Source organism: Solibacillus sp. FSL R5-0691 (genome assembly GCF_037974225.1).
GTDB lineage: Bacteria > Bacillota > Bacilli > Bacillales_A > Planococcaceae > Solibacillus.
The window spans coordinates 1,807,941-1,825,158 of sequence record NZ_CP150231.1 but is presented as its reverse complement, the minus strand read 5'-3'; the positions used below and the strand labels follow the sequence as shown (position 1 = coordinate 1,825,158).

Genomic DNA, 17,218 nt, shown 5'->3' with positions numbered 1-17,218 from the left:
ACAACCCTTTATTTTTGGTAGTTATTTAAAAAATACAATCGACATAAAGCCCATGTAAAAACATAATGTGACCGCGAAAGTCATGGCAGCCGATACAATGACCGGCAGCTGTTTAATATAACTTACGATGACAAGACCAATGAACAATGCAGTCATGAGGAAAAACCCTAACCCGATACCTGTCATTTGGAAATACCCGCGCATGCCGGCTTCAATCGAACTCCGGTAAAATAGTTCAAAAAACGGCGAAATTTCCTGAACATAAAAGCTGGGTGGCTGTTGTTCACTATATAGCGCGGTAATGAACAAAATCAATACGAGCAATATTGTTTCAATCCTTACCCATGTCCGCGGTTCAAATAATGGCTTGTTCATTTTCAGTTTTATAAGCAGACTGTTTGCTAAAATAATTACTGTCAAAGGTACTAGCAGAACATGCTTAATGAATAGAAACTGTCCGTAATTGCTCGACCAGCTTGTCACATAGCCCGGCACTATTGTGTCAGTCATAAGGACACCTGTTAAAGCAACAGCTGTAAAAGCTACAAGTGCAACAGGAGAGAACCATTTTAAAAAGGCTTCCCAGTTTTGTGCATCTTTTGAGAAGAAGCTCATCATCATTAAAATGCCGAGCCATACACTGACAGCAATAAGATGGACAAAATCCAGTACCGATCCGACAATCCCTGTCATCGATCCAGCATGACTTATATAACCAATTGCTGCCATTATGGCGATTAGAATAAAAATCGCCATGATCGCTATAAGCTTTGACGGTTTCTTTAGAAATTGGCGAAGCACTATAAGCAAAATAATGGTGAAACCTGCGATAGCGAGCCATGAATGGCCAACTTTAAATTTCATAAGTAACATGCCTACTGATTCAATGAAACCGAACTGCGGAGTCAAAATTGTCAGCAACTGAATATTCGGTACAAAAGTGACAAAAGGCAGAATGACTGCACTTACAATGATCCACTTTGCAGGAATATCAATTTTCGGACGAACTGTTTCAGGGATACAGTATAAGAGAAATGATCCCATTAGAAGAGCTAAACTTACATAGAGTAAAAATTGACTAAAAATTGTCAATGCCATCATTTTATATTTTTCCGTCTAGCAATAGTGAAAACACTTACGATTATAATAAGAATTAAAAGGGCTCCAACGATATACAGTAATGTATTATTTGAAGTTTCCTCTTCAGCTGCCACAGTTGTTTCTGCAGTATCATTATCTGCCGTTTCGTTTACTTCCGCTTGCTCTTCGTCAACTTCTGTAACTTCTTCATCTACCGGTTCTTCTGCTACAGGTGCATCAACCGTAAAGGCGAATTGACCTGATAGTGGGTGGCCGTCCTCACTAATACTATTCCATTCAACAGTATAGTCATCATTTGGTAATGGGGAAGCAAAAGTACCTATTAATACACCATCAACTAAATCCATCGAAACGGTTTCTATTTTTTCACCGTTACTTGAAATGACGTTAAATGTACTGCCTACTTCAATTTTCCCGGCGTATGTAAGTTCGATCGCCTGCAACGGTTCAGTTACAACTGCACCATCCTCGGGGTTAGTCGTGTCTAGATACGTATGTGCTGCTGCGCTCGGTACCGCTAAAAATAGTGCAGCAAGAATCGATAATAATATTGTTCTCATATTAATATGATTCTCCTTTCATCTGTTATTTTACTCACCCCATATTGTAGCCGAACAATAAGACAAATGCACTGTTTCCGCTTATTAAACTTGATGAAAAGTCAGGTAGAGAGAGTTGTTATGCTATAATATTGTCACAAATGAAAAGGGGATGAACATGCAACAATTGGTAGAGGATATTTATTTAATAGGACATAAAAAAGCTGTACTGCTTCTACATAGTTTTACGAGCAATGCGAAAGAGATGCTCTATTTGGCAAAAATGCTTCATAGCAAAGGGTATACGAGCTATGCACCTAATTTGGCAGGGCACGGAGCATCACCGGAACTATTATTTGCAAGTTCTATGGAACAGGTATGGGAACATAGCAAAAAGGCTGTTCAATTTTTAATCGATGAAAAGTATGAAGCGATTACTGTCATTGGCCAGTCATTGGGTGGTGTACTTGGGATAAGACTGGCCAATGAATTTCCTGAAGTGAAGGCTTTATGTATTATATCTTCGCCAGTAATAGAGCGGCCCGTGGAAGGATTGGAACAACGTGTCGTCTATTATTCCAAAAGGTATTTACAAAATAAAGGGAGCTCTGAACAGGAACTGCAAGCGTTTTTGAATGAGCACTTTCCAAGACCTGCCGATAAAATGATTGCGCTGCAGCAGTTTATTGTTAATACGGGAAAGCAGCTTCATTTACTGAAACAGCCGCTTTTCCTGGCAAAAGGTATGCTGGATGAACCGGTTTTTCATCAAAGTATAGATATAATTGAAAATAGTGCAACAAGCAATGTCATTACGAAAAAACAATACGACAATAGTGGCCACCTTATTACATTAGGAAAAGAACGCCAATTGCTGACGCAAGATATTATTGATTTTCTCGATGAAATAGAAAAAGGAACTGTCCAATTTTAGACAGCTCCTCTTGTTATTCTTCTTCGTTGTTGAACCATAGTGGGTCGTTGTCATCAACATCGCCATTATAATTAATAAAAATTTCTTCGCCGGCTTCAATATCTTTATAAGCAAAGAAATCGAATGTTTCGTTGTCGAAATTAATTTCATATGTGGCATTCGGCTCATATGAATGGTTGAATAGCATCCCGTAGCCTAATAGGATTGCTGAGCGTCCAATACCAAACTCAAACGCATAATCCGCAAGATTTGTTTTTTCAATATGTTCATGCTGCTCGTTTGGATAGCTTAGTACCGGTGCTTGGTGGAATAACGTTCCTTTAGGAATTGCATTAATCGCAAAAATACCGCGATTGTATTCCCCGTCACTTATCGGAGAATTCTTTACTTCGATCATATTTTTTCGCCTTCTAACTTTTAAGATTCTTTCCTACTGTAACATGTATCTTCATAGAAAGGTTGTTTTATTGCTTATTTACCTAAATAATTCATTGGGAGGATGAAGTTCATGCAAAAACTGCAATTTGAAGCAGCATGGGATAAAACGATTTCAACACAGGACCGATTAATAATCGAACAAGCTTTTCAGAAAACGAAAGAACAAGATCAGCTCATTTCCTGTGATGTAATTCGTAAGGCCATTAATCATAAAAAACAGATCCTCATTACTACACTTATTCATAATCGGACAGATCGACATCTTACTTTTAATAATAGGAAGGTCAGTATTATAACAGAAACGAGTCGAATTGCTCGAAATTTTACAATTGATGCACTCAAAATTCCTCCTTATTGTTCAATGCCATGGACTTTTATTTTCGACGAAAGTAATGATTTTCTATTCACAGAAATAAAACAGTTGGTTATTGAAATATAATGGGATTGAGGTGAAGGAATCGATGCATGGAATGAATGCAGGAATTTGGCTCACATTCGTAACCCCTATCTTTTTAGTCAGTGCATTATATTTTACACTGTCATTTTTTCAGCAATTGAAAATCGACAATGAGCGATTAGTGAACCAATCGAAGTGGGGAGCAGTTATTTCCCTGGCGATTGCATTAATTGTTCCGGCAATTTATCAAATTGTTGTTTACTATCAAGTGATGAATTATTAAACATACTAATAACAAAAAGACCGCTATGTAAATAGTGGTTTTTTCTACTTCAAACGTCCAATCTCCTTTAAACCGCATAATAAATTTGTCAATAAATACATATGAATACGCTTTTTTACATCAATTCGCTAAAAGCATACTATTCCAGTATGAATTGTTCAAATTGACTATTGACTTTAAATAAATGCATCTGTAAACTAACGAATTAAGAATACTGAATTGCAAGAAAATTCTATAACTAGTAAAGGAGAGATGTTATGGGAGCAGTTGCACATATTGATGAAATCGCGGAAAAGCTTGCCGAACAGTTTGAACAGACAGCCGTAGAAAGAGATAAACTAGGGGGCAATGCTAAGTTTGAACGGGATTTAATTCGTGAAAGCGGGCTTTTGAAACTTTTAATTCCGACTGAATACGGTGGTTTAGGTGGGAATTGGCAAGATGTGTTTCAAGTCGTTCGAACAATCGCACGAGCTGATAGTTCACTGGCACATGTAATCGGCTATCACTTTATCAATCTTGTTACACCGCATTTATGCGGGTCCCAAGAGCAAAAAGAATTTTATTACCGCGAAACTGCAAAACATAATTATTTTTGGGGAAACGCATTCAACCCGGTAGCTATTCAATTGAAGGCTGAAAAAACAACAACAGGTTATGTGCTGAGCGGGGTAAAAACGTTCTGCTCAGGCAGTGTCGATTCAGATGTATTATTAGTATCAGCAATTGTAGAAGGACAGGATGAGCCATTGTTGGTCGTTATTCCTAGTAATCGGATAGGTGTAGATATAAAAGGCGATTGGGATAATATGGGCCAACGTCAAACAGATAGTGGAACGATTATTTTCAGCGAAGTTGAAGTACACGAAGAAGAAGTATTGCAGCAAGGATTTTATGCAAGTGAGTTTTCTCAACTGCGTCTGAATATCGCGACATTTATTTTAAACCATGTCTATTTAGGAATTTCAGAAGGTGCCCTTCAATCAGCGCTTACATATACGAGAGAACAAACAAGACCGCGTGCTATTACACAAACTTCGGCGATTGAAGATCCAATCATCCAGCATCATTACGGCCAGTTTTACGTACAGGTTGAAGCAGCGAATCTGGTTGTTAAAAAAGCGGATGAACTATTACAGAAACTATGGGATGAACCCGAAAAGATTACCCCTAAGCATCGCAGTAATCTGGATGATGCATTACAAACAGCTAAAATCTTTACAACACAAGTAGGGCTTGATATTACTTCAAAAATTTTCGAAGTGATGGGCAGCCGCGCTACTGCAGGACGATATGGTTTTGACCGCTATTGGCGTAACTTGCGGACGATGACATTGCATGTTCCGGTTGATACGTCGATTCAATCATTAGGTAGAAAATTTCTGTTAGGAGAGTGAGTACATGGTTCAGTTATTGGAACGTCCAGTGCTACAACAAAACCCCCTATCAACGAAACATAGCAACGAGATAAAAACGAAAATTAAAGTGCAGAATATCGATTTCAGTTATGATGCGACGACAAAAATACTAAACAATATTCAACTGGAAGTACAAGAGGGCGAGTTTCTCGTATTCATGGGACCATCCGGATGCGGGAAAAGTACATTGCTTCGTATGATGGCAGGGCTTGAACCATTTTCAAATGGCGATATCGAAATAAACGGCAAATCCGTTAAGGAAACGCATCCGGATTGCGGTGTTGTTTTCCAGGACTATTCCTTATTTCCATGGCTGACGGCACAGGCGAATGTCATGCTTGCATTAAAACAACGGAATAAAAAAATGCCGAAAAAAGAACTGGCGCATATTGCAGAGCAGTATTTGACACTTGTTCACTTAGGGCATGCCGTAAAAAAATATCCTGGTCAAATGTCCGGTGGTATGAAGCAGCGTGCAGCTATCGCTCGAGCATTAAGCTACGGTTCAGATTTACTGCTGATGGATGAACCATTCGGCGCTTTGGATCCTGTTACACGTATTCAACTGCAGGATCTGCTTGTTCAAATCAGTGCCGAGCAAAAACGAACAGTAGTATTTGTGACACATGATGTTGACGAAGCCATTTACCTGGCAGACCGGATTGTCATCTTTGCTCCAGGGAAAAATGGTGCGGTAACGAAAAGCATCCAAGTACCGATTGAGAAAAAAGGAACGGATCGTCAGAAGTTATTTGAAAACAAGGAGTTCCGTGCATTTCGTGAATCCCTTTTAAACGAGATGAACGAACAGATCGTCAATAGTTTAAAAACGGAAATAACAGACGGCGCAGGAATATAGGAGGATCGTTAAATGAAAAGAACAAATCAGAAATGGGTCGCTTCACTTGCACTAACAGTAGGTTTACTTGCTGCATGTGGAGATGACGAACAAGTTTCGAAAGGAGAAGCCTCTGGTGACTATGAGATTACAGTTGGTTTAAGTCAGTCTGCAGGCGGAACACTTGTCGATATTGCCCACCAGGAAGGCTATTTTGAAGAAGAACATATTGCGGTCAATCGTGTTGGATTTGCAAACTCGGCAGACGGTCTGAATGCACTCCAAGCAGGGAAAATTGATGTCGGATTAACATTTGGTACAGCTGGACCGTTAACATTTATTGCAAACGGCTCGGACTTCTCGATTATCGGTGGTCATTTGGAAGGCGGACACCCGATTTTAACGAAAAAGGAAAATGCGGGGCAATATACTTCGCTTGAAAGCTATAAAGGTAAAAAAGTAGGGACAATCAGAATCTTTACATCGGATATCGTATTCCGTTCTGCTCTTGAAGATGCAGGGATTGACTGGAAAAAAGATCTGGAAATTGTTGAATTCAAAACAGGAAGTATGCTGCTAGAAGCGGTAGCATCAGGAAAGGTGGATGTTGCAGTATCGGCAAACTCATTCTACGCACAGGCGGTTGATATGGGGCTGGAAGCAGTCGCATGGAGCAATGATTTACAGGAAGGGCATGTATGCTGCCGTGTTGTAACACGTTCGGAATTATTGGCGGAAGAAGATGGGGAAGCGTATAAACGTTTCTTAAAAGCACTTATCCGCGCGGAACGTAAAAAAGTTGAAGATCCGCAATCCGCAGTAACTGCCGCAAAAGAGTATATGAAAGTGGATGAAAAAGTAATTGATTCGATTGTAAATGACAGCCACTCAAATTATTCTTCGGATCCAAGCAGGGAGAAAGTAGTTCAAATGTGGGAGCAGATGAAAGAAATCGGCTATGTAGAGAACGTGGATGATATTGATGTAAACGATTATGTAAATATCGATCTATACGAAAAAGCACTAAATGAGTTAATCGAACAATATCCGGATGATGCATATTACAAAGATCAGCTCATTCGTTTTAATGAACAAAACATTTAAGGGGTGGGATGGAATGCTCACATTTTTTAAACGCTATAATCTTACTATTTTGATAGGAATTATATTTATTATCGTATGGGCACTTGTTACGAAATATGCGACATGGATCAATCCGGTCATCTTCCCGCAGCCGCTAACGGTCGTTGAATCCTTTTCTGCAAAAATCGGTGAGCTGTTAACAGGTGTAGGAAGTTCGATGAAACTTCTCATACCAGGATTCTTCGGAGCTTTAGTGACAGGTATTATAGGCGGTCTGTTTTTCGGACTGAACAAACGGTCACGTGAAATATTAATGCCTTACTTTCATGCATTAAGTCCGATTCCGCCAACACTGTTCATACCATATGTCATTGCGATTTTACCGACTTTCCAAACGGCTTCGATGTCACTTATTTTTATCGGTGCCTTTTGGCCGGTATTTCTAGGAACGATTCATGGTGTCCTTCTGATAGAAAAACATTATTTGGACAATGCAAAATCACTTGGCTTAAAAGGACCGACATTCCTGTTGAAAGTCGTGTTACCTGCAAGTGCACCCCATATTTTGAGCGGTGCCAGTACTTCACTCGGTATGAGCTTCCTGATTTTAACGATTGCCGAAATGTTTGGGGCTTCATCGGGAATGGGCTTTTTCATCCAGTATTACAGTGACTTTTCACAATATCATTACGTCCTTGCAGGCATCATTTTTAACAGTATTATCATTGTGGCTGTCATGATCGCATTCGAAAAGCTGAAAAAACGCTTGCTGTTCTGGACAAATTTAAAGGCTGATGGCAAATGAAAAAAATATTACTTACAATCCTGTTGCTGGCAGGCTGCAGTGCACATGCAAATGAAACACTCGATGTGTCACTGAATGCCAGTAAATCCGAGCTGGAAGCATTTGAACCGGTAACAATCACAGCAACCGTAACGCAAAACGGCGAACCGATTCAATACGATGTGGAAATTGAATTCGAGCTGATCAATCCAAACGGAAATACGATCGGTTCTGTAAAGCCAGATTATAGAGGGGACGGGAAGTATTCGATTGAAACGAGCTTCGATGGTACCGGCACCTATAAAGTGGTTTCCCATGTCAGTTATGGAGATCTTCATGAAATGCCTGAAATTGAGGTGAAGCTTAAATGAAAAAATGGATACAGCTCTCATTATTCGCTGTCCTGATTATCGCGCTAAGCTATGCCATTATCTCCAATACGTCCAAACAGAAGGCAGAAGCGAAAACCGAAGAAATTTTGCTCCAAACAACTTCCGGTGAGCAAGTTGCCATACCGGAAGAAGGCAGCTATATCCTTAATTTCTGGGCAACCTACTGCCCGCCATGCGAAAGGGAGATGCCAGCTTTTAAAGCAGCTTATGAATCACTTCAGTCGCAAAATATTGAGCTCTATGCAGTCAATGTAGAAGAACCGACAAGACTGGTCAATCAGTATTTGGCGAAGTTCGATTTACCGTTTCCGATTCTATTGGATCGTCAAGGACAGCTGAAACAAAGCCATGAAATTTTGACATTGCCTACGACGTTGTTTTTACAGGACGGAAAAGTAGTACACACCGTAAAAGGTGAACTGACGGAACAGGAATTGCTTACACTTACTCAAAAATTTCTTTATTAAAGGAGAACTTTTCTTATGACATTTTTCAATCAGGAAACAATCGCACTCCATACGGGTCAAACAGTTGATCCGGTAACACGCTCACGTGCAGTGCCGCTGTACCAGACGACTTCGTATGTATTTGATGATACGGAACATGCGGCAAACTTATTCAAATTACAGGAAAGCGGCTATTTATATTCGCGAAATGCCAATCCGACAAATGCAGTATTTGAAGAACGTCTAGCTGCCTTGGAGGGCGGTGTCGGAGGATTTGCGGTCGCTTCCGGGCAGGCGGCAATCCTGATTGCTGTACTGACTGTCGCACAGGCAGGGGATGAAATTGTCGCAACGAATGCTCTTTATGGCGGTACGTATACATTGTTCTCTAAAACATTGCCTCGCTTCGGTGTAACAGTACGCTTTGTTGAAGGATCTGACTTGCAGGAAGTTGAAGCAGCGATCAATGACAAAACACGCGCTGTATTCACTGAAACAATCGGTAATCCGAGCCTGCAAATTGCAGATATTGAAGGATTGGCACAAGTAGCCCACCGCCATGATGTACCGCTTATTGTTGATAATACATTTGCGACACCTTACTTATCAAAGCCGATTGAATTTGGAGCAGATATTGTTGTGCATTCGACAACGAAATTTATCGGCGGTCACGGAACGTCTTTGGGCGGTGCGATTATTGATGGCGGTAAATTTGAATGGAAAGCGCCTCGATTCAAAAGCTTCGTAGAACCGAATGAATTGATCGGCAACCGTTCTTTTGTTGAAGCAGCAGAAGAAAAGGCATTTATCACAAAGGCGCGCTTTGAGCTGGGGCATGATTTAGGTGCCACATTATCACCATTCAATGCATGGCTCTTCATTCAAGGTCTTGAATCACTGGCAGTGCGCGTACGACAGCATGTTGTGAACGCACAGGCCGTTGCAGAATATTTAGCGGATCATGATTTGGTGGAATGGGTAAATTATCCGACACTACCTGGTAATGATCCAAACAATTTAGTAGAGAAGTATTTACCGAAAGGTGCAGGGTCGATTTTCAGCTTTGGGATCAAAGGCGGACTAGAGGCAGCGAAGGCATTTATTAATAATGTTCAGTTTCTTTCACACGTTGCCAATGTCGGCGACTCGAAGTCACTTGTCATCCATCCGGCAAGTACATCACATTCACGACTATCACCAGAGCAGCAATTGGCAAGTGGAGTCACACCTGGTCTGATCCGTTTATCAATTGGTTTGGAAGATATTGAAGATATTAAAAACGACTTGGCACAAAGCTTACTAAAAGCTGCCGAAGTTGCTCAAATAACAAAATAACAGGGGGATTTTAAAATGGCGATTGCAGTAGTAGTAAATGATGAAGGTCTTGTAACACCGATTGTGGAAGGAACAATTTTACGTATCATTCAGAAGGACTATTCTGTAGAAGATTTGCGTAATCCGGCACTTGATTTAACAGAAGGACGCCGTGGCGCAACATTACGTAAAGCGATTGAATTGGGCGCGACAACTTTTGTTGCACCGCCTGAAACTTTCTGTGAATTATCTTATAAAAAAGCGCAGGAAGAACAAATTTCATTTATTAACATCCCGGCAAATCAATCATTTGCTCAGGTGGCAGAACAGTTGAAATCAGGTTCTATTCAACAATCAAAAGAATTACCGGCTGATGAAGTAGTAGCAAGTGCGCCGGTTACAAAATAAGGGGGAATTCAAATGACAAAAGTAGAGTTTATTACAATGGCACCAACTTCTGGTGATAGTGAATATGTAGGAAACCAAACGTCAAATAAAGGTGCACAAACATGGTCAGGAGTCGGGGTAGATTCAGATCGTGAACCCTCTGTAGAGTATATTACAAAAGTTGCACAGGCCGCTGAAAAAGCAGGCTTCTCGACATTACTGTTGCCGATTGGCGGAAGCTGTGTTGATTCATTGGTTGCTGCATCTCATTTGACAGCCAATACAAATACTTTGAACTTTCTGTTTGCGGTTCGTCCTGGTTCTACTGCGCCAACACAACTGGCGAAACAGTATTCATCGGTCAACTACTGGTCGAATAACCGCGTATTTGTCAATGTCGTAACAGGCGGGGCACCGAAAGAACTTGAAAATGACGGTGATTTCCTATCACATACAGATCGTTACAAGCGTACACGCGAATATATTGAAATTTTAAAACGTCTGTTCAACGGAGAAACGTTCGATTATGATGGCGAATTTTATACATTAAAAGGCGCGAACTTACCATTGCCTGTAAAAAATGCTCCTCCGATTTACTTCGGTGGCTCATCACCGATTGCAAAAGAAGTTGCAACAGATGTAGCTGACGTTTACATGCTTTGGGGCGAAACATTGGAAACGACAAAAGAAGAGCTTGAAACGGTTGTGAAGTTGGCGAAAGAAAAAAATCGCGATCTATCCTACAGTGTTTCATTCCAGGTTGTCTTAGGTGAAACAGAAGAAGCGGCGTTTGAAAATGCGAACAAAATTATTAGCCAAGTAGACCCTGAAGTATTGGCAGCAAAACATGCCAATACGTTAAGCAACGGAGCGGTAGGTGTGAGCCGCCTTCATCAGTTGATGCTAGAATCAAAAGATAATAATTTCGTGATTGCACCGAATATTTGGGCAGGGTTAACACAAGTGTTATCCGGCAATTCGATTGCGCTTGTCGGCACGCCGCAACAGGTAGCTGAGCGTATCGTGGAATTCGTAGATTTAGGCTTTGACAAAGTGTTATTGCGCGGTTTCCCGCATTTGGAAGTAATCGAAGAGATTGGCGAAAAGGTCATTCCACTTGTTCAAGAAATTTTGGCTAAACGCGAAGAACAGTTAGTGTAGGAGGTACGCAAATGACGAAAAAACAAATGAAATTAGGCGTCTTTTTAATGGGTACAGGGCATCATATCGCTTCATGGCGTCACCCGGATGCACAGGCTGATGCAAGCGAGAATGTCGAATTTTTTAAAGAAGTTGCTGTAAAAGCCGAGCAAGGCAAATTAGATATGCTGTTTTTAAGTGACGGTTTATCTTTTAACGAACTTTCACACCCGGCAGAACAAGTTCGCTTTGAACCACTTACATTACTCAGTGTGTTATCAACTGTGACTAAAAATATCGGTTTAACAGCTACTGCGTCCACAACATACAATGAGCCATTTCATATCGCGCGTAAGTTTTCATCGCTTGATCATTTAAGCGGCGGGCGCGCGGCATGGAATATTGTGACAAGTTACTATTCGGCAGAAGCGAGCAACTTTAACAAGGATCAGCACCTGGATCATTCTCTTCGCTATGAACGGGCAGATGAATTTGTCGAAGTTGTAAAAGGTTTATGGGATTCTTATGAAGATGATGCATTGGCTCGCAATAAAAAGACGGGTGAATATATTACAAAAGGCAAACTGCACACATTAAACCATAAAGGTGAATATTACGCAGTACGAGGTCCGTTAAATTCATCGCGTCCTCCGCAAGGCAGACCGGTATTAGTGCAGGCAGGGTCTTCGGAATCCGGTACGACACTTGCCGCGCAACAAGCAGATGTTATTTTTACGGCACAGCAGACACTTGAAGATGCACAGCAATTTTATAAAAAACTGAAAGACAAGGCAGTTGCTGCAGGACGTGACCGCGATGATATCAAAATCATGCCTGGCGTATCAATTTACGTAGCGGAAACGAAAGAAAAGGCCTATGCCAAATATGAGGAACTGCAACAGTTAATAACACCGGAAATTGGTTTGGACTTTTTGGCAGACTACTTAGGTGTTGACCTTTCGCAGCATGATCTGGATGGTCCATTGCCGAAAGACATTCCTCCGACAAACGGGAACCGCAGCCGACAACAGCTGATCATTGAGCTGGCAGAACGTGAAAACCTGACTATTCGTGAGCTTTATTTACGTATCGCCGGTTCACGTGGTCATCGCATTATTTTCGGTTCACCAAGTGAAATCGCAGATCAGTTGATTGAGTGGGTAGATGAGGAAGCTGCGGATGGCTTCAACTTAATGCCTCCGTACTTCCCGGGCGGCTTTACCGATTTTATTGATTTAGTAATTCCTGAGCTACAAAAGCGCGGGGTATTCCGTACAGAATATGAGGGTAAGACACTACGTGAGAATTTAGGGTTAAAACAAGTCCCATCCCGTTATACTTTACAAAATATTTAGGAGGAGTGTGAATCATGACAAAAGCGATTTTAATTAATGGTGGAAACAGTGTGACATCCCGATTAACAGGTGTTCAGCAATCCATTGAAACATTGCTGGAACAGCAAGGTATTTCTCATGAAACGATTCAGGTCCACCAGTTGCCTGCGCAAGATTTGATTACGGCAAACTATGCGAGTGAGGCAATTGCCGAAGAGATTGTCAAAGTAGGTGAGGCGGATATCGTCTTTTTCCTGACACCGATCTATAAGGGTTCCTATACTGGCATTTTGAAAACATTCATCGATTTACTGCCGCAAAAAGGACTGGAAAATAAAATTGTTGTACCAGTTGCAATCGGCGGGTCCATCGCACACTTATTGGCACTGGAATATTCACTGAAACCGGTACTTTCGATTTTAGGAGCGACAACAATTTCAAGCCCTATTTATATCGTTGATTCACAAGTAACGAAAACTGATAATGGCTTTACATTGGATGAAGCAGCACAAGAACGCATCGAAAAGGTGTGGGAAAGTGTTGCACCCAAAAGTAAAGTAACTGTATAAATGGAACCTCGCGAAGAAGGCATTCACTTCGCGAGGTTTTTTATTCGAATATTTTTACAGTTTTAATTGAATTAAATGAATGATGCTCCCAACTTTGTTATTATTATACAAAAGGGGGAGGTTGATTGAGTAAAAGATTTATGGCTATGCTTGCAGTAACATTGCTTGCTTTTATAAGCAGTACTGTAGTTTTACAGAGCAAAACAATTGAAGAACCGCTCATCATTCCATTTGGCACGCAACTTTTGGAGGAAAATAAAGCGGAAGAACAGTTTATAACGGTTAGTTACATAACAAACCGAAATGATAATGTGGAGATTCCATATATTGATGCGGGAATTTTCCAGTTGAGTTCAATAAACAATAACGACTACGTATACTTTAGTTCTTTAAATACTAACGGGAATTTATTAATGGAAACCTACCAGTATTACGAATTGCATGCAGCCAAATTTAAAGTGGAAGAAAATATGTTTGAGTTGTTAAAGGACTTGAAAGAGGCAACAGCGGTCTTTTCAAATGGGGAAAAGCAAACATTTTCGCTGAATGTAGCGTTATTGGAGAAAAATGACGGTATACCGTTTACCGTTAAACAACAACATGAAATTGTGGATGATGGCGCACATACGACATTTACAGTCCGAAAAGTAGCAACAATTGAATCGATTGAATCGACCTTTCCTTTAGAAAATATCCATATTTATAAAGGTGAAACGCCCTTGACCCTTCCGCACAATACAGCCAAAGGGGAAAACCTGTCAATCCGTACGTCATCCAACTATCGTTTATGGCCATCGATGTATACCGATATTATTCTTCGTGGGACGCTTGATACAGGAGAGCCTTTTGTGGAGAATCTGGAGTTTTATATGGAAGATCCACCTTCAGAAAAATGGATTGAAAATTTTGTACAGGAAATGGGGGATCGCTAATGTATCAATTTTTTTCTCGATTCCTAATTGGATACCTCTTCATTGTCATTGATCTGCAAATCGGAATTGACTGGCTCCCGGATATCATCGGGTTTGTTGTGATTGCTTATGCGATTCAAAACTATGCTAATTCAAAATACAACAAAACCGCTATCAGGTTAAGCTGGCTTGTCGGGATTCTTTCGATATTTCAAATGCCACTTCTGGAGAGCCTATTTAACGGGTTGCCACTAGTATTTTCACTCAGTTATGAGTTTCTTATTAGTTTTTTTAACCTGTTGTTTTATTATTACATCTTTGGGGTTTGCAATAGTTTTACTGAACAGACACCATATCTGGAGTACACAAAAAGGGTAAAAAATTGGGTGATCGGCAGTATGTGGTTTTTAATGACGGCAAGCTATATTCTAGTTCATAACGACGGGATAGTATTTAATAGTATTTTTCTAATAGCAGCGTTGATCTTATTCATTAGCATTATTCGGTTTATCGTGTACTGCTATAAAATGATGAAATACGGAAAAATGATTGAATCAGAAGAGGCACCCAGTTCCAATATGAATTTGGAGCCGATAGCAGAGCATAAATAACGTTCAGTTATACAACTGTTTTAAAGATTTTTTTATAATATTAAAAAAGCCCATCCATTTCATTCATAAGAAAAGGATGGGTTTCAATTTATTTCGCTGTATATTTTTTAATCGCCGGGATGATTTCGTTACCGATCAGTTCGATATTTTTCATTACTTTATTGAATGGCACTCCGCCAAAATCGATTTGGGCCATGAAGCGCTGCATGCCAAACAATTCATATTGGTACAGCATTTTCTCGATAATTTGGTTTGGACTGCCGACCATGAGTGCATCTTCCACATTTGGTGCCTGTTCCACTTGCCAGCGAGGATAGCCTTGACCTCGAATCGCCTGGAATCCGCCGCTTAAATGTGGGTGCATTCCATCAACCGCTTCTTTTTCCGTTTCCGCAACATAAAACAGACTCGTCGTTGCAATTGGTAAAGATGCCGCATCGAAACCACTGCGATCTGCTGCTTCGCGGTAGGCATCAACAGAAGGTTTAAAGTTAATCGAAGGCCCACCTAAAGTCGTCAGCATCATGGGAATGCCCATATAGCCGGCTTTTATCGCACTACCGGGAGGGCCGCCAACAGCCCGCCAAATTGGAATCGAGCCATTTAAAGGCTGAGGTAAAATATGTGCATCCTTTAATGCCGGGCGAAATTTGCCATTATAGTTTACTACAGAATGGTCATTTAACTGTTTCAACAGAGCAAGTTTTTCCTCAAAAATTTCCTCATAATCACGTAGACTAACCCCAAACAATTCATGTGCGCCAACACGTGAACCGCGACCTGCAACTATTTCTGCACGTCCATTCGAAATTAAATCTATTGTCGCAAAATCTTCGTAAACACGGACCGGATCCGCTACGCTCAATACCGTCGCAGAACTTGACAGTTTAATGCGTTTTGTAGCCTGTGCAATTGCACCAAGTACAACTGAATGAGCCTGTGTTGTAAAGTATTGCTGATGACTTTCACCGACCGCAAATACATGAATACCTGCCTGTTCTGCCAACTGGCTCGCTTCGATGATTTCCTGAATCCGCTGCTGCGCAGAGATGCGTGAGCCTGTTAACGGATTCGGAATATGGTCACCTAACGTATATAGTCCAAACTCCATCCCGTTTTTTTCATTAATTCGATATTGTTCCATAATCACTGACTCCTTATAAAATCGGCTTTAATTTTGCTGTAATTTCTACACGTTGGGATTCTAAAAAATCCGGCAAATCCAATTGTTCACCGAGCGAGTCCACATGACCGTCGCGTAAAAAGCCTGGTCCATCCGTCGCAATTTCGAATAAAATGCCATTCGACTCTCGGAAATACAGGCTCTTAAAATAAAATCGATCGACAATGCCTGATGACATAAACCCTCGTGCTTTTACTTGCTCATCCCAATAGGCCAATTCTTCATCATTTTTCACCCGGATGGCCAAATGGTGAATGCTGCCGCGACCAGGTTTTTCAGAAGGCCCGTCCTGTTCAACAATGTAAATTTCTCCAAACATCTCATCATTGACCGATTGAAGAAGGGCGGTTGTTTCGTCTTGTGTTTTCAATATAAAACCAAAGAGTTCAGTTAAAGTCCGCACTAATTTTCCTTTATTTTTTACCGTTATTTCAACAGTTCCCATGCCTTGAATTTGATGTTCAACTGGAACAGGTGATTTTTCATATGTTTCCCAATGTTCAACTTTCGTATTGGGTGCAGCGATAAGTGCCAAACGTAAACCTTCTTCATCTTCAAAGCGAAGGGCAGGGCGGCCGGCAAATGTTTTGATGCCTTCATGTTGAACACCGAATTCATCCAGTCGATGAACCCAATACTGCAGACTATCAACGCTAGGTACGATTAAACCGATTTTTGTAATGGCATTTGTACCTCGGTGAGTGCGTCCAACTAACGGAATTTCAAAAAAGGAAAGCTCTGTTCCTGGACTGCCTGTTTTATCCCCATAAAAGAGGTGGTACATGGATGTGTCGTCCTGATTGACCGTCACTTTCACACGGCGTAAGCCTAAAATATCACGGTAAAATTTGTTGTTCTGCTGTGCATTTTTTGTAATCATCGAAATATGATGATGTCCTGGAATTGTATACATGTTCATTCCTCCAATAATTAATCGCACTGTTGTTCTCACTGACCCATCTCACAAAAGGAAACTGATTTTTTCATTTCTTAACTATTACTTTACTACTCTACTGTTTTGACGACAAGAAAAATATCTCGAATTCAAAATAAATTTATCTGTAACTTTTTTCCTTTTTATGCGTCTATAGATAAAGAGAATCGAAATACTAATCA

General features: G+C 40.6%; 21 protein-coding genes. 16 read left to right on the top strand and 5 right to left on the bottom strand.

Annotated elements, in window-relative coordinates; genetic code table 11:
- Positions 1-21: 21 nt before the first annotated feature.
- Positions 22-1,101: a CopD family protein gene (locus MKY51_RS08965; protein WP_339171107.1), complete on the bottom strand. Its 1,080-nt coding sequence runs from the start codon at positions 1,099-1,101 to the stop codon at positions 22-24.
- Positions 1,098-1,661: a copper resistance protein CopC gene (locus MKY51_RS08960; RefSeq protein WP_339171104.1), complete on the bottom strand. Its 564-nt coding sequence runs from the start codon at positions 1,659-1,661 to the stop codon at positions 1,098-1,100. The genes MKY51_RS08965 and MKY51_RS08960 overlap by 4 nt, the downstream gene beginning before the upstream one ends.
- Positions 1,662-1,818: 157 nt before the next feature.
- Here MKY51_RS08960 and MKY51_RS08955 point away from each other — a divergent pair, with 157 nt between their 5' ends.
- Positions 1,819-2,574 carry an alpha/beta fold hydrolase gene (locus MKY51_RS08955; RefSeq protein ID WP_339171102.1) on the top strand — a complete coding sequence of 252 codons (756 nt, stop codon included), beginning with the start codon at positions 1,819-1,821 and terminating at the stop codon, positions 2,572-2,574.
- A gap of 13 nt (positions 2,575-2,587) precedes the next feature.
- On the opposite strand, the gene MKY51_RS08950 is transcribed toward MKY51_RS08955, so the two are convergent.
- On the bottom strand, positions 2,588-2,971 hold the full coding sequence (locus MKY51_RS08950) for an SET domain-containing protein (RefSeq protein WP_079526970.1): 384 nt from the start codon (positions 2,969-2,971) through the stop codon (positions 2,588-2,590).
- A 111-nt stretch (positions 2,972-3,082) separates the two neighbouring features.
- Between MKY51_RS08950 and MKY51_RS08945 the strand changes: the two genes are divergently transcribed.
- From MKY51_RS08945 to MKY51_RS08875, 15 genes are all read left to right on the top strand, one after another.
- Positions 3,083-3,451: an SLAP domain-containing protein gene (locus MKY51_RS08945; RefSeq protein WP_339171099.1), complete on the top strand. Its 369-nt coding sequence runs from the start codon at positions 3,083-3,085 to the stop codon at positions 3,449-3,451.
- Between the two features lie 22 nt (positions 3,452-3,473).
- Positions 3,474-3,692: a hypothetical protein gene (locus MKY51_RS08940; protein WP_339171097.1), complete on the top strand. Its 219-nt coding sequence runs from the start codon at positions 3,474-3,476 to the stop codon at positions 3,690-3,692.
- 257 nt (positions 3,693-3,949) lie between these two features.
- Positions 3,950-5,089 (top strand): acyl-CoA dehydrogenase family protein, encoded by a 1,140-nt coding sequence (locus MKY51_RS08935; RefSeq protein WP_339171095.1) that lies wholly within the window; start codon positions 3,950-3,952, stop codon positions 5,087-5,089.
- A 4-nt stretch (positions 5,090-5,093) separates the two neighbouring features.
- On the top strand, positions 5,094-5,969 hold the full coding sequence (locus MKY51_RS08930) for an ABC transporter ATP-binding protein (protein ID WP_339171094.1): 876 nt from the start codon (positions 5,094-5,096) through the stop codon (positions 5,967-5,969).
- A 12-nt stretch (positions 5,970-5,981) separates the two neighbouring features.
- On the top strand, positions 5,982-7,052 hold the full coding sequence (locus MKY51_RS08925; protein WP_339171093.1) for an ABC transporter substrate-binding protein: 1,071 nt from the start codon (positions 5,982-5,984) through the stop codon (positions 7,050-7,052).
- A 13-nt stretch (positions 7,053-7,065) separates the two neighbouring features.
- Complete coding sequence (locus MKY51_RS08920; RefSeq protein ID WP_339171090.1) at positions 7,066-7,836, top strand: ABC transporter permease subunit; 771 nt, start codon at positions 7,066-7,068, stop codon at positions 7,834-7,836.
- Complete coding sequence (locus MKY51_RS08915) at positions 7,833-8,186, top strand: FixH family protein (protein ID WP_339171088.1); 354 nt, start codon at positions 7,833-7,835, stop codon at positions 8,184-8,186. The genes MKY51_RS08920 and MKY51_RS08915 overlap by 4 nt, the downstream gene beginning before the upstream one ends.
- Entirely contained in the window at positions 8,183-8,674 is a 492-nt protein-coding gene (locus tag MKY51_RS08910; RefSeq protein ID WP_339171086.1) for a redoxin domain-containing protein, read from the top strand. Before MKY51_RS08915 ends, MKY51_RS08910 begins: the two co-directional genes overlap by 4 nt.
- A 15-nt stretch (positions 8,675-8,689) precedes the next feature.
- A complete protein-coding gene (locus MKY51_RS08905) occupies positions 8,690-9,988 on the top strand; it encodes an O-acetylhomoserine aminocarboxypropyltransferase/cysteine synthase family protein (protein WP_339171083.1) in 1,299 nt (432 codons plus the stop codon).
- 15 nt (positions 9,989-10,003) lie between these two features.
- On the top strand, positions 10,004-10,375 hold the full coding sequence (locus MKY51_RS08900; protein WP_339171081.1) for a chemotaxis protein CheY: 372 nt from the start codon (positions 10,004-10,006) through the stop codon (positions 10,373-10,375).
- A gap of 12 nt (positions 10,376-10,387) precedes the next feature.
- Positions 10,388-11,515 carry an LLM class flavin-dependent oxidoreductase gene (locus MKY51_RS08895; RefSeq protein ID WP_339171078.1) on the top strand — a complete coding sequence of 376 codons (1,128 nt, stop codon included), beginning with the start codon at positions 10,388-10,390 and terminating at the stop codon, positions 11,513-11,515.
- Between the two features lie 11 nt (positions 11,516-11,526).
- Positions 11,527-12,849: an LLM class flavin-dependent oxidoreductase gene (locus tag MKY51_RS08890; protein WP_339171075.1), complete on the top strand. Its 1,323-nt coding sequence runs from the start codon at positions 11,527-11,529 to the stop codon at positions 12,847-12,849.
- Positions 12,850-12,863: 14 nt separating this feature from the next.
- On the top strand, positions 12,864-13,397 hold the full coding sequence (gene ssuE, locus MKY51_RS08885) for an NADPH-dependent FMN reductase (RefSeq protein ID WP_339171074.1): 534 nt from the start codon (positions 12,864-12,866) through the stop codon (positions 13,395-13,397).
- Between the two features lie 125 nt (positions 13,398-13,522).
- Positions 13,523-14,329: a hypothetical protein gene (locus MKY51_RS08880; protein WP_339171071.1), complete on the top strand. Its 807-nt coding sequence runs from the start codon at positions 13,523-13,525 to the stop codon at positions 14,327-14,329.
- A complete protein-coding gene (locus MKY51_RS08875) occupies positions 14,329-14,919 on the top strand; it encodes a hypothetical protein (RefSeq protein ID WP_339171069.1) in 591 nt (196 codons plus the stop codon). Before MKY51_RS08880 ends, MKY51_RS08875 begins: the two co-directional genes overlap by 1 nt.
- An 88-nt stretch (positions 14,920-15,007) precedes the next feature.
- Here MKY51_RS08875 and MKY51_RS08870 read toward each other — a convergent pair whose 3' ends face one another.
- Positions 15,008-16,063: an LLM class flavin-dependent oxidoreductase gene (locus MKY51_RS08870; protein ID WP_339171066.1), complete on the bottom strand. Its 1,056-nt coding sequence runs from the start codon at positions 16,061-16,063 to the stop codon at positions 15,008-15,010.
- Positions 16,064-16,076: 13 nt separating this feature from the next.
- Entirely contained in the window at positions 16,077-17,015 is a 939-nt protein-coding gene (locus MKY51_RS08865) for a ring-cleaving dioxygenase (RefSeq protein ID WP_339171064.1), read from the bottom strand.
- Positions 17,016-17,218 lie beyond the last annotated feature (203 nt).